This is a genomic window from Flavobacterium sp. TS_SC_5, from assembly GCF_056156265.1.
On the sequence record NZ_CM149588.1, the window covers coordinates 1,267,078 to 1,292,567 of the forward strand.

Sequence of the window (25,490 nt, forward strand, 5' to 3'; positions counted from 1 at the left end):
TCAAGAATTTCAGAAAATGAAAGTAACCATAGACGGTCAAAGCATAGAAGTAGAACCAGGAACAACAATCCTGCAGGCGGCGCGTATGATAGGTGGGGAAGTAGTTCCGCCAGCAATGTGCTATTATTCTAAACTAAAAGGAAGCGGTGGAAAATGCCGTTGCTGTTTAGTGGAAGTTGCAAAAGGAAGTGAAGCTGATCCAAGACCAATGCCTAAATTAATGGCATCTTGCGTAACAGGTTGTATGGACGGAATGGAAGTGAACAGTAAATCTTCACCAAGAGTTCAAGAAGCCAGAAAATCAGTAACGGAGTTTTTATTGATCAATCACCCGTTAGATTGCCCGGTTTGTGATCAGGCAGGAGAATGTGATTTGCAAAATTTGAGCTTTGAGCACGGGAAATCAGAAACTCGTTTTATCGAAGAAAAAAGAACTTTTGAGCCAGAAAATATTGGTCCAAATATTCAGTTGCACATGAATCGTTGTATTCTTTGTTACCGTTGTGTAATGGTTGCAGATCAGTTAACCGATGATCGTGTTCACGGAGTAATGGATAGAGGAGATCATTCTAATATATCGACTTGTATTTCTAAAGCAGTTGATAATGAGTTCTCAGGAAACATGATCGATGTTTGTCCTGTAGGAGCATTGACTGACAAAACATTTAGATTTAAATCTAGAGTATGGTTCAGCAAGCCTTACAATGCACACAGAAATTGTCCTACTTGCTCCGGAAAAACCACTGTTTGGATGTTTGGTGACGAAATTCAACGTGTTACCGGAAGAAAAGATGAGTACCATGAAGTAGATGAATTTATTTGTAACGGATGTCGTTTTGATCATAAAGAAATAAAAGACTGGGCTATTGAAGGACCAAGAGCATTCGAAAAAGATTCGGTTATTAACCAAAATAAATACAACAGAAAATTACAAAAAGTGGAAATCGCTACTGAAGATCATATTCTTTTAGGTAGAGAAGAAGACCGTAAGAAAATAAGCATGGTCGAAATTCCATTGACTGAAGAAGACATTATTAATCAAAAAAGCTTGGGTAATAATGGATAGTACTATTATCATAGAAAAAAGTGTCATTATTGTTGCAGTTTTTGCTCTGACAATGTTGATGGCAATGTATTCCACATGGGCTGAACGAAAAGTTGCCGCATGGCTTCAGGATCGTGTTGGTCCAAACAGGGCGGGTCCTTTTGGATTGTTTCAACCGCTTGCTGATGGTTTAAAATTATTCTCGAAAGAAGAATTTGAACCGAATACACCAAACAGATTTTTGTTTTTTGTAGGGCCGGCAATTGCTATGAGCACCGCTTTAATGACGAGTGCTGTAATTCCTTGGGGAGACAGGCTGCATTTATTTGGAAGAGATATTTTATTGCAGGCTACTGATCTAAACATCGGATTGTTATACTTTTTTGGGGTTGTGTCAGTCGGTGTTTACGGAATCATGATTGGTGGTTGGGCTTCAAATAATAAGTTCTCTTTGATCAGTGCTGTTCGTGCTGCTTCGCAAATGGTATCTTATGAAATTGCTATGGGATTGTCCATAATTGCATTACTGATGATGACCGGAACATTGAGTTTAAGAGAAATATCTGAGCAACAAGCTGGAATGAATTGGAATGTTTTTTATCAGCCTCTATCTTTTATTATTTTTCTAATCTGTGCTTTTGCAGAAGCAAATAGGACTCCTTTTGATTTAGCGGAATGTGAAACTGAACTAATTGGAGGATATCACACCGAATATTCATCGATGAAAATGGGATTTTATTTATTTGCTGAATATGCGAATATGTTTATTTCTTCCACTATTTTAGCGGTTTTGTTTTTTGGAGGTTATAATTATCCTGGAATGAGCTGGGCTGTTGAAAATTGGGGTGTAAATATTGCCAATGTTTTAGGATTTGGTGCTTTGTTTATCAAATTATGTGGATTCATATTTTTCTTCATGTGGGTTCGTTGGACTATTCCAAGATTCAGATACGATCAACTGATGCATTTGGGATGGAGAATTCTAATCCCGTTAGCGATTATTAATATTATAATTACTGGAATTGTAATTTTGCGAGCAGATATTGCTGCATATTTAGGATTTTAATAAGTACCAAAAAGCCCTAGCCCTGATAGCAGTGTAAATCCTTTATTGTTTTTTCTTTAAAAAACAATAAAGATTGAAACGAATAGCAGGATTAAGCTTCAAATAAAAATAAAAAATGTCAATAGAAAGTATATCCTTATCGGGAAGAAAAAAGCTAGTCTCCAACAAGGAGATGACTTTTTGGGAAAGAATGTATCTAATTGCGATTGTCAAAGGTTTGATAATTACAATTCAGCATTTGTTCACCAGAAAAGTAACGATTCAGTATCCGGAGCAAGTGCGTGAAATGAGTCCGGTGTATCGCGGTCAACACCAATTGAAACGTGATGAGCAAGGTCGTGAAAACTGTACGGCTTGTGGTTTGTGTGCCTTATCATGTCCTGCTGAAGCAATTACGATGAAGGCTGAAGAACGCAGAGCAGATGAAAAACATTTGTACAGAGAAGAAAAGTATGCGTCGATATATGAAATCAATATGTTGCGTTGTATTTTTTGTGGTTTGTGTGAAGAGGCTTGTCCTAAAGACGCTATCTACCTTACGACTTCTAAAGTTTTGGTTCCTTCCAGTTATGAAAGAGAAGATTTTATTTTTGGAAAAGATAAATTAGTCATGCCTTTAGATATCGCAATTCAAAATGCTCAACTTAAAAACGCTAACTAATGTCTACAGTACTTATTATTTTTTGTGTATTGGCTGCTATTACATTAGCAACCGCATTTTTAACAATTTTTAGCAGAAATCCGATTCACAGTGCTATTTATTTAGTTATTTGTTTCTTTTCTATCGCAGGTCATTACTTATTATTGAATGCTCAATTCCTGGCGATAGTTCACGTTATTGTGTATTCTGGAGCAATTATGATTTTGTTTTTATTTACCATCATGTTGATGAATTTAAATGAGGAAAGAGAAGTGCACCGTCCTAGAATTACAAGAGTAGGAGCTATTGTTTCTTTTTGCTTGATTTGCTTAATTCTAATAGCCATTTTTATCAATTCAAAACCTATTGTTGGAGAATATGTCACTACCGGCGAAGATTACCAATCTATAAAAGTATTGGGTAAAATACTGTTGAATGAATATATGGTTCCTTTTGAATTTGTATCCATATTACTTTTGGTTGCTATGATTGGAACTGTGTTATTGTCTAAAAAAGAAAAATTGCAAAAATAAGATGAACAATATTTTAAACCACATTGGTATTGAAAATTATATATTCCTAAGCGTAATACTTTTTTGTATTGGCGTTTTTGGGGTGTTGTACAGACGAAATGCCATTATCGTATTTATGTCAATTGAAATTATGCTGAATGCAGTAAACTTATTGTTTGTAGCATTTTCAACCTATCATCAAGATGCGCAAGGACAAGTTTTTGTGTTCTTTTCGATGGCAGTTGCTGCGGCAGAAGTTGCGGTAGGATTGGCAATTTTGGTTTCTATTTTTAGAAATTTAGGGTCAATTACTATCGATAATTTAAAAAACTTAAAAGGATAAATGGAAATGAATACCAATATAGCTTTAGTTTTAGTTCTCGCTCCTTTTTTAGGATTTTTAATCAATGTTTTCTTTGGCAAAAGCCTTGGAAAATCGCTTTCAGGAATAATCGGAACACTTTCAGTTTTGGTTTCTTTTATTGCAACTGCTTATTTCTTTGGTGGAATTTCAGCACAACCGGAAGGAATTCGTATTTCACTTTTTGACTGGATTCAAATCAGTAATTTCAATGTTGATTTTGGCTTTCAGTTGGACCAATTGTCTATTTTGTGGTTGCTTTTCGTGACCGGAATCGGATCTTTGATTCATTTGTATTCGATAAGCTACATGCACGATGATGAAAATATGCACAAGTTTTTTGCGTATTTAAATCTGTTTATATTCTTTATGATTACTTTGGTAATAGGGAGTAACTTATTAGTATTGTTCATCGGTTGGGAAGGCGTAGGTCTTTGTTCATATCTGTTAATTGGATTTTGGCATAAAAACCAAGAGTATAATGACGCTGCTAAGAAAGCATTTATCATGAACCGTATTGGTGATTTAGGGTTGTTAATTGGAATTTTCATTCTTGGAAATTTATTTTCTACCTTAGATTACGCTACTTTAAAAACGGCTATTGCTACTTCAACAAATCTTGATATGTATTGGCTTTCTGTTGCTGCTTTCGCTTTATTCATTGGAGCTTGTGGTAAGTCAGCACAAATTCCATTGTATACTTGGTTACCGGACGCTATGGCGGGTCCAACGCCGGTTTCAGCATTAATTCACGCGGCTACGATGGTAACTGCCGGGATTTTTATGATTACCAGATTAAATTTCTTGTTTGATTTGACTCCAGATGTTCAATCTATAATTGCTGTAGTTGGAGCTGTTACTGCTTTGGTTGCTGCAACTATTGGATTGGTTCAAAATGATATCAAGAAAGTATTGGCTTACTCTACAGTTTCTCAATTGGGATTAATGTTTTTAGCTTTAGGATTGGGCGCTTATGAAGTGGCTGTTTTCCACGTAATCACTCACGCTTTCTTCAAAGCTTGTTTGTTCTTGGGTTCAGGTTCTGTAATTCATGCTTTGCACGGCGAACAGGACATGCGCAATATGGGCGGTTTGAAAAAAGCAATGCCAATTACTTTTGCGACAATGTTGATTGCTTCTTTAGCAATTTCCGGAGTTCCATTGTTTTCAGGATTTTTCTCGAAAGACGAAATCTTATTAGTGGCTTTCCATCAAAATATTCCGTTATGGGTTGTGGCTTCGATTGCCTCTATAATGACTGCTTTTTATATGTTCCGTTTAATGTTCTTGACATTCTTCCAAGAATTCAGAGGAACATCAGAACAAAAGCACCATTTGCACGAAAGTCCTGCTTTGATTACGATTCCTTTGATTGTTTTAGCAATTTTGGCTACTATAGGTGGTATGATTAGTTTGCCTGGAAACAGTTGGTTGAATGAATATTTGACTCCTATTTTACCAAAATTAGCAACCACAGAACACCATTTAGGAACTACTGAATATATCTTAATGGCCATTGCTGTTGTAGGTGGACTAGTAGGAATTGGTATCGCTTACGCCAAATACATCAAACAAAATACAGTTCCAACTGAAGATGCTGCTATCACAGGATTTTCTAAAGTGCTTTACAATAAATATTATGTTGATGAATTTTATGATGCTATTTTTGTAAAACCAATTAATTTCTTGTCTCGTTTTTTCAGAGACACTATAGAAACAGGTTTGTCAGCTTTAGTTTTTGGATTCGGAAAAGTTACCAGCGAAATAAGTTACCAAGGAAAGAAAATACAAAATGGAAGCATTGGTCTTTATCTTTTTGTTTTCGTATTAGGGCTTTGTGCCATTGTTTCTTATTTATTTTTAGCTCAACAATAATCTATCATGAAATAGACTTTTTAATACCAAAATTTCAATTTTAAAATAAATTATCTTTTAAAAGTCTATTACATTTGACCTTTAAAAAACAATAAAAAATTACAAATGAATGTATCTCTAATATTAATTATACTTTTGGTTGGTGCGTTTGCAACTTTTCTTGCAGGCGATAAACTGGCTTCAAAAGTGGCTTTGTTCTTTGGATTAGCTGCAGCAGGCGCTTCTATTGTATTATTAAATCACTATAATTTAGGTGAAAATATCAGTTTCATCAACCAGTGGATCACACAACCTAATATTTCTTTTGCTCTAAAAGCAGACGGATTATCGATGGCGATGCTTTTATTGACCACGGTTTTGACTCCAATAATTATATTTTCTTCTTTTGGGAATGACTATAAAAATTCAAAATCATTTTATGCGTTAATCTTGTTTATGTCGTTTGCAATGGCAGGAACATTTTTGGCGTCAGACGGTTTGTTGTACTATATTTTCTGGGAATTATCTTTAATTCCAATTTACTTCATTGCTTTAATTTGGGGTAACGGAGATGCAGAAGAACGCAAAAAAGCAGTAGTTAAATTCTTTATCTACACCTTAGCAGGTTCTTTATTTATGTTGGTGGCTTTTGTTTATATGTATCAAAAAGCCGGAAGTCTTTTATTAGAAGATTTATATAAATTGAATCTGTCAGCAACCGAACAATTATGGATATTCTTGGCTTTCTTCTTAGCGTATGCGATTAAGATTCCATTAATTCCTTTCCACACTTGGCAAGCGGGTGTATACCAAAAAGCACCAACTGTTGGTACTATGCTTTTATCTGGTATCATGCTAAAAATGGGATTGTATAGCGTTATTCGTTGGCAATTGCCATTGGCACCATTGGCAGCCAAAGAATATATGTACATTTTCATAGGACTAGGAATTGCAGGTGTGATTTACGGATCCATCGTTGCCTTGAAACAAAAAGATTTAAAGAAATTATTAGCGTATTCTTCTTTGGCTCACGTTGGATTAATAGCAGCAGGAACTTATACTTTGACATTAGACGGATTGCGTGGAGCAGTTTTACAAATGATTGCACACGGATTTGTAGTTGTTGGATTATTTTACGCAGCTGAAATTATTTTCAGAAGATACGAAACTAGAGCTATTGCTGAGATGGGCGGAATTCGTACGCAATCACCAAAATTCACTTCGATGTTTTTGATTTTGGTATTGGCATCGGTTGCCTTGCCAACAACTTTTAACTTTATTGGAGAATTCACAATTTTATACAGTCTCTCACAAATTAATATTTGGTTTGCCATTTTAGGAGGAACAACCATTATTTTAGGTGCGTATTATATGTTGAAAATGTTTCAACATGCAATGTTAGGGGAAACCAATTCAAAGCCATTTGCAGATGTAACGATCAATGAAGGAATAACTTTGGTGCTTATAATTGGTGTTTTATTCTTTTTTGGGATGTATCCAAAGACAATTACCGATTTGATTACGCCAAGTCTGGAAGAAATTTTAACTCAAATAAACCGAATTAACTAAGTCAAATCAAAAAATGAATACATTAATAGCTATAATAGGATTAGGTGTTTTATGCCTTTTATTTGAAATATTTAATTTAAGGAAAGCCATTGTACCAATAACAATCATCGGATTATTGGGAGTTTTGGGTTTAACGATATCTGAATTTAATTCAACAGAAAGCTACTATAACAACATGATTGTTGTTAGTAAATTTTCAAGTACTTTTTCGTCTTTGTTTATTGTTCTTACTATTTTCTTGGTTGCCTTAGGACATAATTTTTACGAAAATCATCAATCTAAAATCTCTGATTACATTGCCATAAAAATATTTTTATTAGCAGGATCAGTGGCGATGGTTTCTTTTGGAAACTTAGCGATGTTCTTTTTAGGAATCGAAGTCTTATCTATTGCTCTTTATATTCTTGCGGCAAGTGATCGTATGAATTTAAAAAGTAACGAAGCTGGGATGAAGTATTTCTTAATGGGATCTTTTGCTTCAGGAATTATTTTGTTTGGTATCTGTTTAATTTACGGAGCCATGGGAAGTTTTGATGTTACTGAAATCAGCGAATTATCACAATCAGCCGAATTGCCGGTTTGGTTTCCAATCGGAATTGTATTGGTAACAATTGGAATGTTGTTTAAAGTGGCTGCAGTTCCATTCCATTTCTGGGCACCGGACGTTTATGAAGGTTCTCCAGCATTGACAACCGCATTGATGAGTACATTGGCGAAAGTAGTTGCTATGGCGACTTTGTACAAATTATTATCGGTTATGAATGCTGATGTTTCTGAGTCATTCAAAATGGTAGTTGTTATTATTTCTATGGCATCGATGACCGTTGGTAATATAATGGCATTGAGACAAACGAACGTAAAACGGATGTTGGCTTTTTCAGGAGTTTCTCATGCTGGTTTTATGTTGATGACTTTGTTGAGTTTGTCTACATCAGCAGGAAGTTTGCTGTATTATGCCTCAGCATATTCTTTATCTGGAATCGCCGCTTTTAGTGTGATTTTATACGTTTGTAAAAATAGAGACAACGAAGATATTGTAAATTTCCACGGATTAGGAAAAACCAATCCATTGTTAGCCGCCATTCTTACGGCAGCTTTACTTTCTATGGCTGGTATTCCAATTTTTGCCGGATTCTTTGCTAAGTTGGTTTTGTTCAATCAAACGATTCAAGCAGGTTACTTGGCTTTAGTAATCGTAGCAGTAGTAAATTCTATTATTAGCGTTGGATACTACTTCAAATTAATTTTGGCGATGTACACGAAAGAACCAAATGAAGAACGAAAAGGAACTCCGGTTATCATTTATGCCGTTGCTGTTATAGCAATTGTTTTGAATATCGCCTTAGGTTTATTCCCTTCTTTAATATTGGATTTATTGGCATAAACCAAAATTTTAAAAATATACAGAAAACCATCAAGAGCAATTTTGATGGTTTTTTTGGTTTAAACTTGTTTTCTGGATTGGAATAAATATATACTATTCAAGTATCTATAATAAAATACTAAAACACAAAAAGGTAAAAATTGAATTGATTAATTTTGTATCACAGAATAAATTTGAATTTAATTATATAAAATAGATGGTAAATACATTAAAAATACAAATCTGGTCGGATATTATGTGTCCGTTTTGTTATATCGGAAAAAGAAGAATAGAAGGTGCATTACAGAATTTCGAACATAAAGATGCAGTGGAAATCGAATGGAAAAGCTTTCAGTTGGATCCAAGTTTTATAGCTTCTCCGGAGGATAATATGGTCGATCATTTGGCAGAAAAATATAGAAAAGATACCTATTGGGCACAAGAGATGCTTGATAGTATGACTCTAAATGCTAAAAATTCAGGACTGGATTTTCATTTTGAAAAAGCAGTTATGGCTAATTCATTGAATGCGCATCGCTTGTTGTATTTGGCAAAAAAATATAATTTGGCAAATCACTTAGAAGAATTATTATTCAAAGCCTATTTGACGGAGGGCAAGAACATAAATGATTTAGATACTTTGAAAGCATTGGGATTGGAAGTAGGATTGAATGCTGAATCCATTGATGAAGTATTGCACTCGAATGCTTACGCAAATGAAGTGCAGCAAGATATTGATGAAGCACAATCTATCGGTGTTCAAGGGGTTCCGTTCTTTGTTTTCGATAATAAATATGCCGTTTCGGGTGCACAACATGTTGAAACTTTTGTGAAAACTCTTGAAAAAGCATGGGAAGAAGGTAAATTTGATTCGAAAATAACGGTATTGAATGGTACAGATGGAGACAGCTGCGGAATTGATGGTTGTGAATTAAAATAGATTTTCAAACCATTCAGAAACAAAGTTACATGAGGTGTTATATCTAAATGAAACTCAATTTATGAATAGTTTAATTATAATGTGAACATTTGCATTATTGCACAACTGTCAGAAGCAATGAAAAATCAGTAATTATGAGTGAACATACAAAAGTAATCCGTTGGGGAATATTGGGATGTGGAAATGTTACCGAACTCAAAAGCGGTCCTGCATACCAGAAAACAGATGGTTTTGAAGTGGTCGCAGTAATGCGAAGAGATACGGATAAAGCTGCTGATTATGCTAAAAGACACGGAATAAGCAAGTATTACACCAATGCTGATGATTTAATTAATGATCCTGAAATTGATGCCATTTACATTGCTACTCCTCCCGATGTTCATAAATTTTTCGGACTCAAGGTCGCTGTAGCCGGTAAGATTTGTTGCATCGAAAAACCTTTGGCGCCAACTTATCAAGACAGTCTCGACATTTATACTGCTTTTAAAACAAAAAATATTCCTTTGTTTGTTGCCTATTACAGGCGTACATTGCCTCGTTTTAAACAAGTGAAAACATGGTTGGATACGGGTTGCATTGGCGAAATCAGGCACATAAGATGGCATTTGAGTAAATCGGCAAATGCTAAAGATTTATCTGGAGAAGACAATTGGCGAACTGATGCCGCTATTGCTACAGGCGGTTATTTTGATGATTTAGCAAGTCATGGACTGGATTTATTCACGCATCTTTTGGGAAATATAAAAGAGGTTTCCGGTTTAAGTCTCAATCAACAGGGATTCTATTCAGCTAAAGATGCCGCTGCGGCTTGTTGGTTGCATGAGTCTGGAATTACCGGTTCAGGAAGCTGGAACTTTGGTTGCTATGAAAGGGAAGATAAAGTGGACATTTATGGAAGCAAGGGAAAAATAACCTTTTCTGTATTTGAAAATGATCCAGTAGTGCTTTCTAACGCACAAGGACAAAAGGAATTGTTTATTGAACATCCTGAAAATATTCAGTTATATCATGTGCAGCAAATGCGAGAAGACCTACTTGGGAATAGTACACATCCCTCCACAGGTTTAACGGGAGCACATACGAGTTGGGTTATGGACCAGATTATCGGGAATATGTAGTGTTTTCAATTTATATATAACAAAAAGAGGCTGTCTGATAAAGACAGCCTTTTTTTGTGCAGCTGGTATAAAGTTTTATTAGAATAAAGTGATAATATATAAAGGTGTTTAATATTGTACAGTATAGTTTCTTAGTGATTTATGAAATGAATTTTTTTTGGTTTTTGCACGGTTAATTTACCATACTGTCTATCTTTTAGTGACACTCATCTAAACTTTTATGTTCTCCGCCGAAAAAAAAAATTCTTTTTTAATGCAAAGTTTAATTTTAACCTGTAGTTATTTGAATTTCATACTAAAGATAGTATCGATAGTCCGATTTATTTAGTTATTACACATTTTGTTAGAATGTTTTTTTTGTCTTTGATAGTTGTAAAAGTATCGTGTTGCTTTATTTGAACTGATTATATTTTCGCCAATAAAATTGCCTTTACTAGTTTTTATAAAATGGAATTGGACTGGATTTTTACAATATATAATTTGATTTTTTTATAGCCTTAAAGATTATTTTAACGTAACTAAAAATATATAATTAATTCTCAACATGGTTTAACCTATAGTTATCCTTTTTTGAAAGAAAAAAAAACATTTACAGTAGTTTGATTTTTAAGGTCTTAATAAGATAGCTTAATATGGAATTGCTTTTTGTTTTTAGAGGTTCAATAAACTTTACCAAGTCAAGTATTTTTCAAAATAAAAAAAACATAAGTGTTATCTGTACTAGATGAAAGTATTTTTTCTAATAATTTTTTTTTGATTTTTGATTTTTTTTGCACCATTAATAACGTTTTTTATGAAAATAAATCTTACCCCGAATCTTTTTAGCTCTGACTGGCTAATTAAATTTAGCTGTAGAAGTCTTTTTTCTCTTTTTCTTTTTCTCCACCGTTTTTGTGTTTGCAAATGAAATTGAGTCTTCCGCTGATAATATTTCATCAGAACATTTTTTAGATTTTGACAAAGTAAAATCTAAAAAAAATCAAAATAAGAGTCTTTCGAGTAAGAAGGGATATAAAAATGATTTAATATTTACTGTTAATAGTATTGATTTAAATGGTCCAATGCCAGGTGTTAATAATGAAGTATTGGTTAATTCACCAAGCTTATTATATCCTATGGCCGTTTTTAATAACCAGATAAATACCACAACTGGTACGGCCACTAGTGCAAGAATTACATTTTCATCAAATACTAATGGAGTACCCGCAGGAGTGCCTAACCCAGCTAATGAACAGTTATACGCATATGATGCAGCGGGGACAACACTATTAGGGACTTATCAAATAAGTACTACCTCTGCGACGACTTATGATATTGTTGTGGGCACCAATACTTTGCGTATATCACATGCTACTGCTAATGTGTTTGACATAACAGAAGTTTTTGGACAACCAATTCTGGTTGATAATTTAGAAATATTGATAAGAAATCAGTACTATTATCATTCAAACCCTGCAATAGGGGATACACGCCGATACGCAGTAATTAGTGTTACAGATCCTGATACTACTTTATCAGCTTATGCAAGATTATCAACAGGTAGTGATCCAGTTGCTGTTAATGATACTAACGCTGTTGCAGCAAATTCACCAACACCTGTGACGGGGAATCTACTAACGAATGATACTGATGCAACAGTTGGAGATACAAGAACAATTACTGAAGTACATGGATACACATCTTCTGTGGGAGCTGGGTACACTAGTACTTACGGGACTATTACAGTACAAAGTAATGGTACATACTCATATAATGTAGATGTAGATAATGCTACAGTAAAAGGTTTAAAAAACGGTAACTCAATTTCTGATATTATTTCTTATCAGGTTACAGATAATGTAGGTAACTTTGATTTTGGTTATTTGACTGTAACTATAAATGGGGTAACAGAACCACCTGTGGCAACAAATAATACTAATAATGTTACTGTAGGGACCAGTGCTGTAGCTACTGGTAATGTTATTTCTGATGATAGTGGTTTGGGGACGGATAGGCTGGATAGAAATACATCTTTGTTTGTATGGGAATCTCAATATACAAGTGGGGCTACAGTAAATGGAACAACAAGAACTGTAGGAGGTGTAAATGTTTCTTTTGTTCAAGATACACCTGTTGGAGTTGGTGCAGCTGGAAATCAAACTGTTAATTTTGGAACAAATGGAGGACATACTGGTTATTTTTTATTTGCTTCAGATGTAATTCTTAATGGAGTAAAAGGAGATAATAAATTAACAATTAATTTTAGTAAGCCTGTAGCTAATATATCTTTTGCCTTATCAGATATTGATTTTAGTCAAACTAATGTTTGGCAAGATCAAATGAGAGTCCTTGGTAGTTTGGCAGGAGCCAATGCTAATTACAACAAGCAAGTCGCAGGTTCAATAATACAAACAGGTTCAGATACATTTTATGGTACAGGATCTGTTCCTGCTAATGATGCACATGGTAATGTGACGATTTCATTTAATAGCCCTATTGACAAGTTAGAATTTTCTTATAACTATGGTCCTAATGTAACTGCACCCGATCCTGGTCAGCAAATTGCAGGTTTAACTGATTTGGTTTGGCAAGACGATGAGGCTTCTGGGGTTTTACTAGTTGATGGTTTGACAACCAATGTAGGTGTACCTGTTACGGGAACATATGGCACTTTTATCATTTATGCTAATGGTAGTTATACTTATACTTTAAACTCTAGTAATCCAGCTATATTAGCTTTAACGTCTGGTCAAACTCTTACAGATTCAATACCGTATTCAATTAGTGATAATATTCCAGGTTCTGGTAATACTGCTAATGCTAATTTAATTATTACAATTATTGGTTCACGAAATTTAGTTGCTACTAATGATAATTTTTCAGAAGTGGGCGGCTCAGTCCTATCTAATGATACTATCGATGGGACATTAGTAACTACTTCCAATACTGATGTGATACCAGTTTCAACTCCTCAACTTTCTATTGATTCAGACGGTAACTTAACTGTTTTAGCAGGAACTACAGCAGGCACATATTCGATTAATTATACAATATGTGAAACAGCGGCTATTCCAGCCAATTGCAAAACTGCAACTGCAACTGTAATTGTTAGTGATAATGACAGTGATGGTGTATATGATTCAGCAGATTTAGATGATGATAATGATGGTATTTTAGATAGCGATGAATGCAGCTCAAATGAAAGAGTTTTAAATGGCATTTTAACTGATGAAGGTGGTTCTGATGGAGACAGAGCTATAGTTAATAATTGGACAATCTCAAACGGGACTGTTTATGTAGATCCAACTGGGGTTGAATTAAATTCCAATAATGCTACACAATCATTTTCACAAAACATCACCAATTTTTTTACGGATATTAATGGTCAAAAAATAATTAACGTTAATTTTATTACAAAAACAGGAATGCCTATTGCTAATTCAGATGCTATTCAAGTTTTTATAAGATATGCAAATGTAGATTATGCACGAATTGAAACCGTCAGAGAAACCACAGCTACAGCAGCAGCAACGGCTACAATAACGTATTTGAATGGAGCTTCTGGAAATGTAGGTCCAAACATACCTCATGATAATAGAACTGCGCCTGCGGAGCAAATCCAAAATCTTCAGTTAATTGTACCAAATACTGCACCATCAAATGGACAACTATCCTTCTTCTTAGATGCACTGGCAACTTTACCAGGAAATGTTAACAACAACGTAAATGATGATGATTTTTTAATACAGAGTGTAAGCATCAACGCTTGTGTTGATACAGATGGAGACGGTCTGCCAAATCAGCAAGATCTTGATTCAGATAATGATGGCTGTTCAGATTCTAATGAGTATTATAGCAACGCTACAAGTGCAGCTTCAGGTCAACAATTTGGTCAAACCGGAGGAGCAATTGCACCAGTTTTAGCTAATGGTATAGTTAATTTACCAGCAGCCACTTATACAGGGTCTTATAGTAATGTAACATCTGTGGGAACATCAAGTTCAATTACGTCACAACCTTTTAATAGAATTATAAATGCTGGTACAAATACTACTTTTAGTGTAATAGCAACGGGTGGCTCTGGTGTTACACAATACCAATGGCAAGTTGATTCTGGTTCTGGTTTTACCAACATATCAAACAATGCTGTTTATAGCGACGTTTCAACAAATGTTTTAACTTTAACTTCTGCACCTTCAACATTTAGTGGATATAAGTATAGAGTAATTATCGGGGAATCTAATTTTGTATGTTCAAATTTAGTTTCGAATGAAAGAACACTAACGGTTTATCCAGCCCCAAATGTAACCATAGCAGATGCAAGTATAGCAGAAGGAGGCAACTTGAGCTTCGTAGTAAGCTTGAGCAATCCTGCAGCTACGGATATTACGGTTACTTTAGGGTTTACCAATGTAACGACAGTCAACGGCGACTATACCACAACTCCTGTAACGGTAACCTTCTTAGCGGGAGCTACAACAGCTACTGCAACGGCACCTACAATAGAAGATGGAATTTATGAAAATGATGAAACGTTCACTGTAGCAATCGCCAGTACTACAGGACCAGTTGGATCAACAACAGATACTGCTACAGGAACGATAGTGGATAATGACGATGCACCAACAGTGACCGGAATCACAGCGTCAAGCGCGACAGAAGGCGATGCAATCGTATTCGAATTTGTATTGAGCAACCCAAGTGCAGTGGATACGACCTATACCTTCACGTTGACCAATGGAACAGCGGGTGATTTAGATTACACGACAACGGATGTAACGGTAACCGTACCAGCAGGGGCAACCACAGGAACAGTAAGTGTACCAACGACTCAAGATGCTATTGATGAAGCAGATGAAACGTTCACAATCAACAATGGAGCAGTAAGTGCTACAGGAACGATAGTGGATAATGACAATGCACCAACAGTAACCGGAATAGCACCAGCAAGTGCCACAGAAGGCGATGCAATCGTATTCGAATTTGTATTGAGCAACCCAAGTGCAGTAGATACGACGTATACTTTCACGTTGACTAATGGAACAGCGGGTGATTTAGATTACACGACAACGGATGTAACGGTAACCGTACCAGCAGGTGCAACCACAGGAACAGTAAGTGTACCAACGACTCAAGATACCATTGATGAAGCAGATGAAACGTTCACAATCAACAATGGAGCAGTAAGTGCTACAGGAACGATAGAGGATAATGATAATGCACCAACAGTAACCGAAATTACAGCGTCAAGCGCGACAGAAGGCGATGCAATCGTATTCGAATTTACATTGAGCAACCCAAGTGCAGTAGATACGACGTATACTTTCACGTTGACCAATGGAACAGCGGGTGATTTAGATTACACGACAACGGATGTAACAGTGATTGTACCAGCAGGTGCAACCACAGGAACAGTAAGTGTACCAACGAATCAAGATACCATTGACGAGTTGGATGAGACCTTCACAATCAACAATGGAGCAGTAAGTGCTACAGGAACGATAGTGGATAATGACAATGCACCGACAGTAACCGGAATTGCACCAGCAAGTGCCACAGAAGGAAGCCCAGTAGTGTTTGACTTTACGTTGAGCAACCCATCTGCGGTAGCAACTACTTATACTTTCACGTTGACTAATGGAACAGCGGGTGATTTAGATTACACGACAACGGATGTAACGGTAACCGTACCAGCAGGTGCAACCACAGGAACAGTAAGTGTACCAACGACTCAAGATACCATTGACGAAGCAGATGAGACTTTCACAATCAACAATGGAGCAGTAAGTGCTACAGGAACGATAGAGGATAATGATAATGCACCAACAGTAACCGAAATTACAGCGTCAAGCGCGACAGAAGGCGATGCAATCGTATTCGAATTTACATTGAGCAACCCAAGTGCAGTTGCAACTACGTATACTTTCACGTTGACCAATGGAACAGCGGGTGATTTAGATTACACGACAACGAATGTAACGGTAACCGTACCAGCAGGTGCAACCACAGGAACAGTAAGTGTACCAACGACTCAAGATGCTATTGATGAAGCAGATGAAACGTTAACAATCAACAATGGAGCAGTAAGTGCTACAGGAACGATAGAGGATAATGATAATGCACCAACAGTAATCGGAATCGCACCAGCAAGTGCCACAGAAGGAAGCCCAGTAGTGTTTGACTTTACGTTGAGCAACCCATCTGCGGTAGCAACTACTTATACTTTCACGTTGACCAATGGAACAGCGGGTGATTTAGATTACACGACAACGGATGTAACAGTGATTGTACCAGCAGGTGCAACCACAGGAACAGTAAGTGTACCAACGACTCAAGATGCTATTGATGAATCAGATGAAACGTTCACCATCAACAATGGAGCAGTAAGTGCTACAGGAACGATAGTGGATAATGACAATGCACCGACAGTAACCGGAATTGCACCAGCAAGTGCCATAGAAGGAAGCCCAGTAGTGTTTGACTTTACGTTGAGCAACCCAAGTGCGGTAGCGACTACGTATACTTTCACGTTGATCAATGGAACAGCGGGTGATTTAGATTACACGACAACGGATGTAACGGTAACCGTACCAGCAGGTGCAACCACAGGAACAGTAAGTGTACCAACGACTCAAGATGCTATTGATGAAGCAGATGAGACCTTCACAATCAACAATGGAGCAGTAAGTGCTACAGGAACGATAGTGGATAATGATAATGCACCAACAGTAACCGAAATTACAGCGTCAAGCGCGACAGAAGGCGATGCAATCGTATTCGAATTTACATTGAGCAACCCAAGTGCAGTTGCAACTACGTATACTTTCACGTTGACCAATGGAACAGCGGGTGATTTAGATTACACGACAACGGATGTAACGGTAACCGTACCAGCAGGTGCAACCACAGGAACAGTAAGTGTACCAACGACTCAAGATACTATTGATGAAGCAGATGAAACGTTCACAATCAACAATGGAGCAGTAAGTGCTACAGGAACGATAGTGGATAATGATGTTGCGCCAGTAGCAAATGATGATACGGCAACTACAGATGAGGATACCCCAATAACAATCAATGTCACGGCCGAACGACACGGATGTTGACGGAACAATAGATCCTGCCACAGTAGATTTGGACCCATCCACAGCAGGTATCCAAACCATTTTCACAGTAGCGGGCGAGGGAACCTATGCAGTAAACAATGCAGGAGAAGTAACCTTCACGCCAATATTGAACTACAACGGAACAACTACGCCAATCAATTACACGGTAAAAGACAACTTAGGATTAGTATCAAATGCTGCTACTTTGACTATCACAGTTACAGCAGTAATTGATTCGCTAGTAGCTAATAATGACACATTCCCATCAACAGGAGGAAATGTATTAGGGAACGATACCGTTAATAACAAGCCAGCGATAACAACAAATATTGTAATTACACCAGTAGTTAGCGGCCCATTAAGTATTGATGCCAACGGAAATTTAACTGTAGCACAAAATACATCAAGTGGTACCTACACGATAGTTTACGAAATTTGTCAACCAGGAATGATACCTGCTAATTGTATTTCAGCCAAAGTAACAGTAGTAGTAAATAATCTAATTGTAGCTAATAACATTATATTCTCAGCTACAGGCGGAAATGTAACTGCAAATGATACTGTCAACGGAGCACCAGCTACTACATTCAACACTGATGTGACGCCAGTAAGCAGTGGCCCATTGAGTATAGATGCTAATGGTATCTTGACCGTAACGCCAAACACGCCAAGTGGTACCTACGGCATAGAGTATGAAATTTGTGAAGTAGGGGCAATACCATCGAATTGTAGACGAGCAATAGCAACAGTAGTGGTAAGTAATTCACTTGTAGCCAATAGCGATACAATTCCAGCCACCGGCGGAAACGTACTATCAAATGATACTATTAACGGAGCACCAGCTACAACAAGTAATACTGATGTAACGCCAGTAAGCAGTGGCCCATTGAGTATTGATGCTGAGGGGAACTTAACTGTAGCGCCAAATACAGTTGCAGGTACCTACACTATTGCATACCAAATATGTGAAATAGGATCTAATCCGTTGATTTGTACCACAAGCCAAGCAACTGTAGTTGTCGATGAAGTACCAAAAATAGCTATTGTTAAAACAGCAGTTTTTAATGATGAAAATGGTGATGGATTTGCAGTAGCGGGTGAAACGATTACTTATAATTTTTCAATTACAAATATGGGTAATGTTGCGCTTTCTAACGTTACGGTTACTGATATATTACCAGGTTTGATTTTATCGGGTGATCCTATACTTTTATTGCAAATTGGAGAGACAAATAACACTGCTTATCAAGGGATTTATAGGTTAACTCAAAATGATATTAATTTAGGCTCCGTATCTAATCAAGCAGAAGTAACGGGGACTACTCCTCAGGGTATTATCGCTAGAGATTTATCAGACAATTCTACTAGTACAGACGACAGGCCAACGGTATTATCGTTTAAAGCATGCGTAATAGAAGTATTTAATGCTGTTTCGCCAAATGGAGATGGAAATAATGATGTATTTAGAATAAGAGGTTTAGAGTGCTACGCCGATAATACAGTTGAAATATATAATCGTTGGGGAGTTTTGGTATTTGAGAGAAGTGGTTATAATAATGATGATAGAGCTTTTAGAGGGATATCAGAAGGTAGAGTAACTATCAAACAATCTGAAGAACTGCCTGTGGGAGTTTATTATTATATTTTGAGATATAAGGATAGCACTGAAACTACTTTTAAGAAAGCAGGATATTTATACATTAACAAATAATTTGCACATATCTTCTAAAGCTAAAAAATTGAATATGAAAACAAAATTAATAGTAATACTGCTGCTGCTGACAGGTACATTAAGTGCACAACAAGATGCACAGTTTACCCAGTACATGTACAATACGGTTAATATCAATCCAGGTTATGCTGGTTCTCGTGAATCGATGAGTATTTTTGCACTTCATCGAACGCAGTGGGTTGGACTCGAAGGAGCTCCAATCACTAACACAGCCTCAGTTAATACACCTATCAATGGTAGTAATTTAGGTGTGGGCGTATCGATAATAAACGACAGAATTGGTCCGTCTGATGAAAATAATCTTGCCATTGATTTATCATATAGCATCAATACTTCGGAGCGTTATAAATTGTCTTTCGGAATAAAAGCATCGGCTAATTTGTTGAATGTAGATTTTAATAGATTGAGCCAGTACGATCAGAATGATTATGCTTTTCAGACTAATATTGACAATAAATTTTCCCCGAATATTGGGGTTGGCTTTTATTTGCATTCGGATAAATCTTATGTTGGTTTGTCTGCTCCCTATTTGCTGCAGACGAAACATTTTGATCGATATGCTGCAACAGGTGCTAATAGTCACGTTGCCAAAGAAAAGATTAATTTGTATTTAATAGCGGGGCATGTTTTTGATTTAAGTTACAATGTAAAATTCAAACCATCATTATTAACTAAGTATGTTCAGGGAGCTCCTTTGCAGGTAGATTTATCAACAAACTTCATGTTCAATGATAAGTTTGTTATGGGAGTAGCGTACAGATGGAGTGCCGCGGTAAGTGCTATGGTAGGCTTTCAAGTAACTGATTCATGGTTCATAGGATATGGATACGACTTAGAAACCACACGACTAGCCAATTACAATTCAGGTTCTCATGAAATCTTTTTGCGATATGAATTGTTCAATAACTACACCAAAATAATTTCTCCAAGATTCTTCTAAATAACGTAAAGCATTATGAAAATAAGAAAAATATTTTATAGTTACAGTACGGTATTGCTGCTGTTGACATTGTCAGGATATAGTCAGAAAGCTAAGGTACCTTCAGCTGATAAAAAGTATGAAAATTATTCGTACGTAGATGCTATTTATACCTATGAGTATGTAGCCTCAAAAGGATATAAGGATGAGAAAATGTTTCAAAAATTGGGTAATGCTTACTATTTTATAGCAGATCTTGTCAAAGCAGAGAAATGGTACACTGAACTTTTCGCTATGAATCAAGAACAGGAGCCAGAATATTATTACCGCTATTCGCAAACATTAAAAGCTGTGGGTAATTATACCAAAGCCGATACGATGTTAGAAGAATTTAATAAGCGATCGAAAAATGATCAGCGGGGAAAACTTTATGCAGAACAAAAAAATTATCTGGAGGACATAAAAACTAATTCGGGTCGTTTTGAAGTAGTAGATGCAGGTATAAATTCCGAATATTCTGATTATGGGAGTTCTTTTTTGAAAGATAATTTGGTGTTTGCATCAGCAAGAGATACAGGTGGAGTTGCAAAGAAAGTGTTCAAATGGAATAATAAATCATTTACCAATTTGTATTTTTCGGAAATAAAGCCAGATGGAGAGATGGGAAAAGCAATTCGTTTTGATAAAAGTATCAACTCTAAATTCCATGAGTCAACTCCGGTGTTTACACGAGACGAGAAAACAATGTATTTCACCAGAAACAATTATTTAGATGGTAAAAAGCAAAGAAGTTCGGAAAGAATAGTTTTACTAAAATTGTATAAGGCTACGTTCGAGGCTGGAAAGTGGCAAAATGTTATAGAATTGCCCTTCAATAGTAATGAATATAGTGTAGCGCATCCTGCCTTGAGTTTGGATGAGAAAATCTTGTACTTTGCTTCTGATATGCCAGGGACAATAGGACAATCCGATTTGTTTAGTGTGACGATAAACTCAGATGGTAGTTATGGATCGCCAAAAAATTTAGGGAAATCAATTAATACAGAAGGTAGAGAAACATTTCCTTTTATAACCAAAGATAATGAATTGTACTTTGCAAGTGATGGACACCCAGGACTAGGAGGATTAGATATATTTGTTTCAAAAATAGGGGAATCTAATCTTTTTGGAGAAGTCCAAAACGTAGGGTCACCCATTAATGGGCCTCTAGATGATTTTGCTTTTTTAATCAATAGTAAAAATCGTAATGGTTTTTTTACATCGAATAGAGAAGGCGGCAATGGGTATGATGATATTTACAGATTTACAGAACTACGAAAACTGACTTGCGAGCAAATGTTGTGGGGAATTATCACAGATAAGGAGACAGGGATACAATTATCAGATGCAAAAGTAAGTTTGTTCGATGACGAATTTAAGTTAGTAAAAGAGAGTTTAATCGATGAAACAGGGAGATATAATTTTGAGGCAGTGTGTGGTAAAACATATTATGTAAGAGCAGATAAAATGTCGTATGAAACTACAGAAGCAAAGGTTATAATACGAAATAGAACTGGTAAAACAGAGTTGTCATTACAATTAGAAAAACGTATTAAAGAAATAGGCGTTGGTACTGATTTAGCCAAAACGCTGAATATACCAATCATCTACTTTGATTTAGACAAGTCGGCTATTAGAAAAGATGCTGCATTTGAACTAGAGAAAATACTATCAGTTATGGAAGCAAATCCGAAGATGAAAATAGATGTACGTTCGCACACGGATAGCAGACAAACCAATAAATACAATGAAAAGTTATCGGATAGAAGAGCTAAAGCAACTGTTGAATGGTTGATTAAAAATGGAATATCATCCGATAGATTAACTGGAAAAGGATACGGTGAAACACAATTAGTGAATACTTGTGCTGATGATGTGCCTTGTTCAGAGGAGCAGCATGAAGCGAACAGGCGAAGCGAGTTTGTTATAGTATCTATACAATAAAACGGAATATGGAAGTATAAAAAGTCCATTCTATTGGTCGATTTTTAATTTTTTTAGGTCCAAAATATAATTATTTATATTGATAGAAAATTGTTTAAATTCAAAATCCCGCTGATACGAGTACCAGCGGGATTTTTCTAACCAGTTATTCCAAACCAAATAATTATCTTCTATTTAATACAATGACAGCGTTATCAACTACTTTAGTTTTTTCAACTTTGGCTTTTATGCCATTTGTTCTGTAATAGTAAAGGTCATCGTCATTTGAGTTTTGGTTGTTACCAAAATCATTGTTGCTGTTACTGTTTTGGCCGTATTGGTAGGCTCTTCCTCCTTTTACGGCACCAAAAGTATCGACAATTTGACCACGACGGTTGTAAATAATTTCTAATCCGCCAACTCTTTCTAATGCAAAACGGTTGTAGGTCATGTAAACAGAGCCAATTCTTTTTACTCTGTCATTCACATCATAATTGATGAACACATTCCCAACTTGTCGTACTCGACCCATATTGTCGTGCTGCATTTTTACACCATAATTTCCGTTTCGGATATTGCCTGGCGCACCAAAGGTTTTATTGATACCATTTTTTCGGCTTGATTTGTAATACATATCGCGGCCTGTTGTAGGGCGTGTATTAAAATCTAATTGTCCGTCAGGGAATACGAAGAACTCAATTCCACGTTCTGTGAATACAATTGGGTCGGCGTCTCTAAAATCTACTGGAGATCTTCTTTCTACAGAAAAATCGATTTTCTCTGCTGCGTTCGCTATACTACCTCCAAAAACGAAGATACTAGCAACTAAAAGGGTAATTTTTTTCATGATACAGTTATTTTGAATTTTGCCTACTCTTAAGCTTTTCGGCTTTCGCTTTTTGTTTTATTTGATTAGGTATATCCAAGTAGCGTGCCAGAAAATGGAATAAAGGTTTTGTGTTTTTAGATTGAATATTGTTTTTACGAATTTAAATAATTTAAAATCAATGTTTTATGATTGAAAAATAATTTTATTAAATACGATATATTAAGATTTTTTTAATAAAATTGATGATTCGGTTTATACTTTTTCTTGCGTTTTTAACAACGAAATAATTCCAATAAAAGAGAAATTATCTTGTTTTTAAAAACTTTTAATTTGAAAACTACTTATCAACAGTGCTTAAAATTAACTTTTGTTACTTACTCGTATCAGTTGATATTAAGTAATTTTGCAGCATGTATGCATTAGTCGATTGTAACAATTTTTACGCCTCCTGCGAACGTGTTTTTCAACCGAAATTCAACGGGAAACCGGTTGCGATTTTGTCAAATAATGATGGCTGTGTTATTTCCAGAAGTAATGAAGCGAAAGCGGTTGGGATTCCTATGGGTGCTCCAGCATTCCAGATTAAGGAATTGGTAAAAGAGAAAAATGTGCAAGTATTTTCTTCTAATTATGCGTTGTATGGTGATTTGAGCAATCGGGTTATGGTAATTTTAGGTCAGTTTACACCAAATCTAGAAATTTACAGCATCGACGAAGCGTTCCTGAATTTTGATGGTTTAACGATTTCCGATTATCATGATTATGGAATCCAAATGAAAACCCGTGTGCAAAAATGGGTAGGAATTCCCGTTTGCATTGGCTTTGCCGAAACCAAAGCATTGTCTAAAGTAGCTAATAAAATTGCCAAAAAGTTTCAAGACAGAACGAAAGGGGTTTACGTTATTGATAGCGAAGAAAAGCGCATCAAAGCCTTGAAATGGACAAAGATTGAAGATGTTTGGGGCATTGGTTACCGAATGAATAAAAAGATGAAAGCCAAAAATATTGTGACTGCTTTAGATTTTACTGCACCGCAACACGAAGCTTGGATCAAAAAAGAAATGGGCGTGATTGGTATGCGTTTAAAATACGAACTCGAAGGAAAATCAGTCTTGGATTTAGAACCCATTGTAGACCAAAAGAAAAGTATCGCCACAACCAGAAGTTTTCCCAAACAAATTGCTGATTTTGATTTGCTGCGCGAACGTGTAGCTACTTTTGCAGCCGTTTGCGCAGAAAAATTACGAAAACAAAATTCCTGCTGTCATACTATTATTGTGATGCTTGTAGTGGATAAACATACAGTGCAAACCTCCCAATATTATTTTAACATGGCGGTTACATTACCGTATGGGTCAAACTCTACGCTGACAATTTCGAATGCCGCGATCTCAATGCTGAAAAAACTGCACCAAGGAAATGAGCATTTAAAATTCAAAAAAGCGGGCGTTATTGTCACTGAATTGATTGATGAAAACAAAAAACAGTTGCAGTTGTTTGATGAGGAAAATCCAAAACATTTGTTACTGATGAAAGTAATGGACGGTCTGAATAAAAAAATTGGAGATAAAAAAGTAAAGTTGGCTACCCAAAATTTAAGATTGACTTGGAATATGAATCAAAGGCATTTGTCACCTAAGTACACTACTAATTTTAAAGATATACTCGAAATCAAATGTCTATAAACAAAGATCAAAAACTGACTTTTTTTCTACCTGATTTTGAAAGTGAATTGCGCATTCCTTTCATCAGCGAAGGTGTTTCGGCAGGATTTCCATCGCCGGCAGCTGATTTTATGGAAATGAGCATTGATTTGAACAAACAATTGAGTGAAAATCCACTGGCCACATTTTATATAAAAGTCAAGGGGAATTCAATGATTGATGCGGGAATCAATGACAAAGATGTTCTTGTTGTGGATAGAAGCTTGGAACCGCAAAACAATAAAATTGCGATTTGTTTTATCGATGGTGAGTTTACGGTGAAACGCATGCAAGTTGAGAAAGACTGTTTGTATCTGATGCCCGAAAACTCCGATTATGCTCCTATAAAAGTCACCGAAGAAAACCAATTAATTATTTGGGGAATTGTGACTTATGTGATTAAAAAGCTGTAGTTACGATACTCTTTTAACTTATTGATATAAAAAACGACCTGCATCTATCAAGAGCAGGTCGTTTTTATGTTATGAGAAAGCGTTAGTGTTTTGGAGTAACTCCGTCCACATTTAATTCTCGGTGGTCGTAATCAGGAATCTTTTCACCGTTGTACGTTACATGTACTTTACTAGAAAAGAATATAGACTTTTCAATATTCCGATGCTAATTTTTTTAAATTATTGTGCGTTAAGGATCTGCTTTTTAAAAAACATGAATAATATTGTTAATTATTTGTTAAATAATAGTAAAACTGTTTTTTTTTTTCAGATTTGTCTTGCAATAAGAATCAATAAATCTTAGTGTGAAAAATATTCAGTAGCTACGAATTGCGGGGTT

Annotated in this window: 17 protein-coding genes; 16 read left to right on the plus strand and 1 reads right to left on the minus strand. The window is 35.9% G+C overall.

Going from position 1 to position 25,490, the window contains the following annotated elements:
• The first annotated feature begins 16 nt into the window (after nucleotides 1-16).
• From AC0J6S_RS05610 to AC0J6S_RS05675, 14 genes are all read left to right on the plus strand, one after another.
• On the plus strand, nucleotides 17-1,066 hold the full coding sequence (locus tag AC0J6S_RS05610; RefSeq protein ID WP_474955815.1) for an NADH-quinone oxidoreductase subunit G: 1,050 nt from the start codon (nucleotides 17-19) through the stop codon (nucleotides 1,064-1,066).
• On the plus strand, nucleotides 1,059-2,111 hold the full coding sequence (gene nuoH, locus AC0J6S_RS05615; protein ID WP_474955816.1) for an NADH-quinone oxidoreductase subunit NuoH: 1,053 nt from the start codon (nucleotides 1,059-1,061) through the stop codon (nucleotides 2,109-2,111). Before AC0J6S_RS05610 ends, nuoH begins: the two co-directional genes overlap by 8 nt.
• Before the next feature lie 115 nt (nucleotides 2,112-2,226).
• A complete protein-coding gene (locus AC0J6S_RS05620; protein ID WP_474955817.1) occupies nucleotides 2,227-2,772 on the plus strand; it encodes a NuoI/complex I 23 kDa subunit family protein in 546 nt (181 codons plus the stop codon).
• Nucleotides 2,772-3,284 carry an NADH-quinone oxidoreductase subunit J family protein gene (locus AC0J6S_RS05625; RefSeq protein ID WP_474955818.1) on the plus strand — a complete coding sequence of 171 codons (513 nt, stop codon included), beginning with the start codon at nucleotides 2,772-2,774 and terminating at the stop codon, nucleotides 3,282-3,284. Before AC0J6S_RS05620 ends, AC0J6S_RS05625 begins: the two co-directional genes overlap by 1 nt.
• Before the next feature lies 1 nt (nucleotide 3,285).
• Complete coding sequence (nuoK, locus tag AC0J6S_RS05630) at nucleotides 3,286-3,606, plus strand: NADH-quinone oxidoreductase subunit NuoK (protein ID WP_066079401.1); 321 nt, start codon at nucleotides 3,286-3,288, stop codon at nucleotides 3,604-3,606.
• Nucleotides 3,607-3,612: 6 nt separating this feature from the next.
• Nucleotides 3,613-5,499, plus strand: coding sequence for an NADH-quinone oxidoreductase subunit L (gene nuoL, locus AC0J6S_RS05635; RefSeq protein WP_474955819.1), 1,887 nt, complete (start codon nucleotides 3,613-3,615; stop codon nucleotides 5,497-5,499).
• A gap of 105 nt (nucleotides 5,500-5,604) precedes the next feature.
• On the plus strand, nucleotides 5,605-7,047 hold the full coding sequence (locus tag AC0J6S_RS05640) for a complex I subunit 4 family protein (protein ID WP_474955820.1): 1,443 nt from the start codon (nucleotides 5,605-5,607) through the stop codon (nucleotides 7,045-7,047).
• A gap of 13 nt (nucleotides 7,048-7,060) precedes the next feature.
• Complete coding sequence (locus AC0J6S_RS05645) at nucleotides 7,061-8,431, plus strand: NADH-quinone oxidoreductase subunit N (RefSeq protein WP_474955821.1); 1,371 nt, start codon at nucleotides 7,061-7,063, stop codon at nucleotides 8,429-8,431.
• A gap of 196 nt (nucleotides 8,432-8,627) precedes the next feature.
• Entirely contained in the window at nucleotides 8,628-9,350 is a 723-nt protein-coding gene (locus AC0J6S_RS05650) for a DsbA family oxidoreductase (RefSeq protein WP_474955822.1), read from the plus strand.
• Between the two features lie 134 nt (nucleotides 9,351-9,484).
• On the plus strand, nucleotides 9,485-10,468 hold the full coding sequence (locus tag AC0J6S_RS05655; RefSeq protein ID WP_474955823.1) for a Gfo/Idh/MocA family protein: 984 nt from the start codon (nucleotides 9,485-9,487) through the stop codon (nucleotides 10,466-10,468).
• 893 nt (nucleotides 10,469-11,361) lie between these two features.
• Nucleotides 11,362-17,553, plus strand: a complete 6,192-nt coding sequence (locus tag AC0J6S_RS05660) for a beta strand repeat-containing protein (protein WP_474955824.1) — start codon at nucleotides 11,362-11,364, stop codon at nucleotides 17,551-17,553.
• Nucleotides 17,525-19,264, plus strand: coding sequence for a T9SS type B sorting domain-containing protein (locus AC0J6S_RS05665; RefSeq protein ID WP_474955825.1), 1,740 nt, complete (start codon nucleotides 17,525-17,527; stop codon nucleotides 19,262-19,264). The genes AC0J6S_RS05660 and AC0J6S_RS05665 overlap by 29 nt, the downstream gene beginning before the upstream one ends.
• Before the next feature lie 34 nt (nucleotides 19,265-19,298).
• Nucleotides 19,299-20,225 carry a PorP/SprF family type IX secretion system membrane protein gene (locus AC0J6S_RS05670; protein WP_474955826.1) on the plus strand — a complete coding sequence of 309 codons (927 nt, stop codon included), beginning with the start codon at nucleotides 19,299-19,301 and terminating at the stop codon, nucleotides 20,223-20,225.
• A gap of 15 nt (nucleotides 20,226-20,240) precedes the next feature.
• Nucleotides 20,241-22,187: an OmpA family protein gene (locus AC0J6S_RS05675; RefSeq protein WP_474955827.1), complete on the plus strand. Its 1,947-nt coding sequence runs from the start codon at nucleotides 20,241-20,243 to the stop codon at nucleotides 22,185-22,187.
• 163 nt (nucleotides 22,188-22,350) lie between these two features.
• Here AC0J6S_RS05675 and AC0J6S_RS05680 read toward each other — a convergent pair whose 3' ends face one another.
• Nucleotides 22,351-23,013, minus strand: coding sequence for a hypothetical protein (locus AC0J6S_RS05680; protein WP_474955828.1), 663 nt, complete (start codon nucleotides 23,011-23,013; stop codon nucleotides 22,351-22,353).
• A gap of 392 nt (nucleotides 23,014-23,405) precedes the next feature.
• On the opposite strand from AC0J6S_RS05680, the gene AC0J6S_RS05685 reads away from it, so the two are divergent.
• Together AC0J6S_RS05685 and AC0J6S_RS05690 are read left to right on the plus strand one after the other, a co-directional pair.
• A complete protein-coding gene (locus AC0J6S_RS05685) occupies nucleotides 23,406-24,680 on the plus strand; it encodes a Y-family DNA polymerase (RefSeq protein WP_474955829.1) in 1,275 nt (424 codons plus the stop codon).
• Complete coding sequence (locus AC0J6S_RS05690; RefSeq protein ID WP_474955830.1) at nucleotides 24,671-25,111, plus strand: LexA family protein; 441 nt, start codon at nucleotides 24,671-24,673, stop codon at nucleotides 25,109-25,111. The genes AC0J6S_RS05685 and AC0J6S_RS05690 overlap by 10 nt, the downstream gene beginning before the upstream one ends.
• Nucleotides 25,112-25,490: the final 379 nt, after the last annotated feature.

What these genes read in the sequence shown, in the direction of transcription:
- AC0J6S_RS05610 (WP_474955815.1), top strand. Translation starts at nt 17, where the DNA reads ATGAAAGTAACCATAGACGGTCAAAGCATAGAAGTAGAACCAGGAACA.
- nuoH (WP_474955816.1), top strand. Translation starts at nt 1,059, where the DNA reads ATGGATAGTACTATTATCATAGAAAAAAGTGTCATTATTGTTGCAGTT.
- AC0J6S_RS05620 (WP_474955817.1), top strand. Translation starts at nt 2,227, where the DNA reads ATGTCAATAGAAAGTATATCCTTATCGGGAAGAAAAAAGCTAGTCTCC.
- AC0J6S_RS05625 (WP_474955818.1), top strand. Translation starts at nt 2,772, where the DNA reads ATGTCTACAGTACTTATTATTTTTTGTGTATTGGCTGCTATTACATTA.
- nuoK (WP_066079401.1), top strand. Translation starts at nt 3,286, where the DNA reads ATGAACAATATTTTAAACCACATTGGTATTGAAAATTATATATTCCTA.
- nuoL (WP_474955819.1), top strand. Translation starts at nt 3,613, where the DNA reads ATGAATACCAATATAGCTTTAGTTTTAGTTCTCGCTCCTTTTTTAGGA.
- AC0J6S_RS05640 (WP_474955820.1), top strand. Translation starts at nt 5,605, where the DNA reads ATGAATGTATCTCTAATATTAATTATACTTTTGGTTGGTGCGTTTGCA.
- AC0J6S_RS05645 (WP_474955821.1), top strand. Translation starts at nt 7,061, where the DNA reads ATGAATACATTAATAGCTATAATAGGATTAGGTGTTTTATGCCTTTTA.
- AC0J6S_RS05650 (WP_474955822.1), top strand. Translation starts at nt 8,628, where the DNA reads ATGGTAAATACATTAAAAATACAAATCTGGTCGGATATTATGTGTCCG.
- AC0J6S_RS05655 (WP_474955823.1), top strand. Translation starts at nt 9,485, where the DNA reads ATGAGTGAACATACAAAAGTAATCCGTTGGGGAATATTGGGATGTGGA.
- AC0J6S_RS05665 (WP_474955825.1), top strand. Translation starts at nt 17,525, where the DNA reads ATGTCACGGCCGAACGACACGGATGTTGACGGAACAATAGATCCTGCC.
- AC0J6S_RS05670 (WP_474955826.1), top strand. Translation starts at nt 19,299, where the DNA reads ATGAAAACAAAATTAATAGTAATACTGCTGCTGCTGACAGGTACATTA.
- AC0J6S_RS05675 (WP_474955827.1), top strand. Translation starts at nt 20,241, where the DNA reads ATGAAAATAAGAAAAATATTTTATAGTTACAGTACGGTATTGCTGCTG.
- AC0J6S_RS05680 (WP_474955828.1), bottom strand. Translation starts at nt 23,013, where the DNA reads ATGAAAAAAATTACCCTTTTAGTTGCTAGTATCTTCGTTTTTGGAGGT.
- AC0J6S_RS05685 (WP_474955829.1), top strand. Translation starts at nt 23,406, where the DNA reads ATGTATGCATTAGTCGATTGTAACAATTTTTACGCCTCCTGCGAACGT.
- AC0J6S_RS05690 (WP_474955830.1), top strand. Translation starts at nt 24,671, where the DNA reads ATGTCTATAAACAAAGATCAAAAACTGACTTTTTTTCTACCTGATTTT.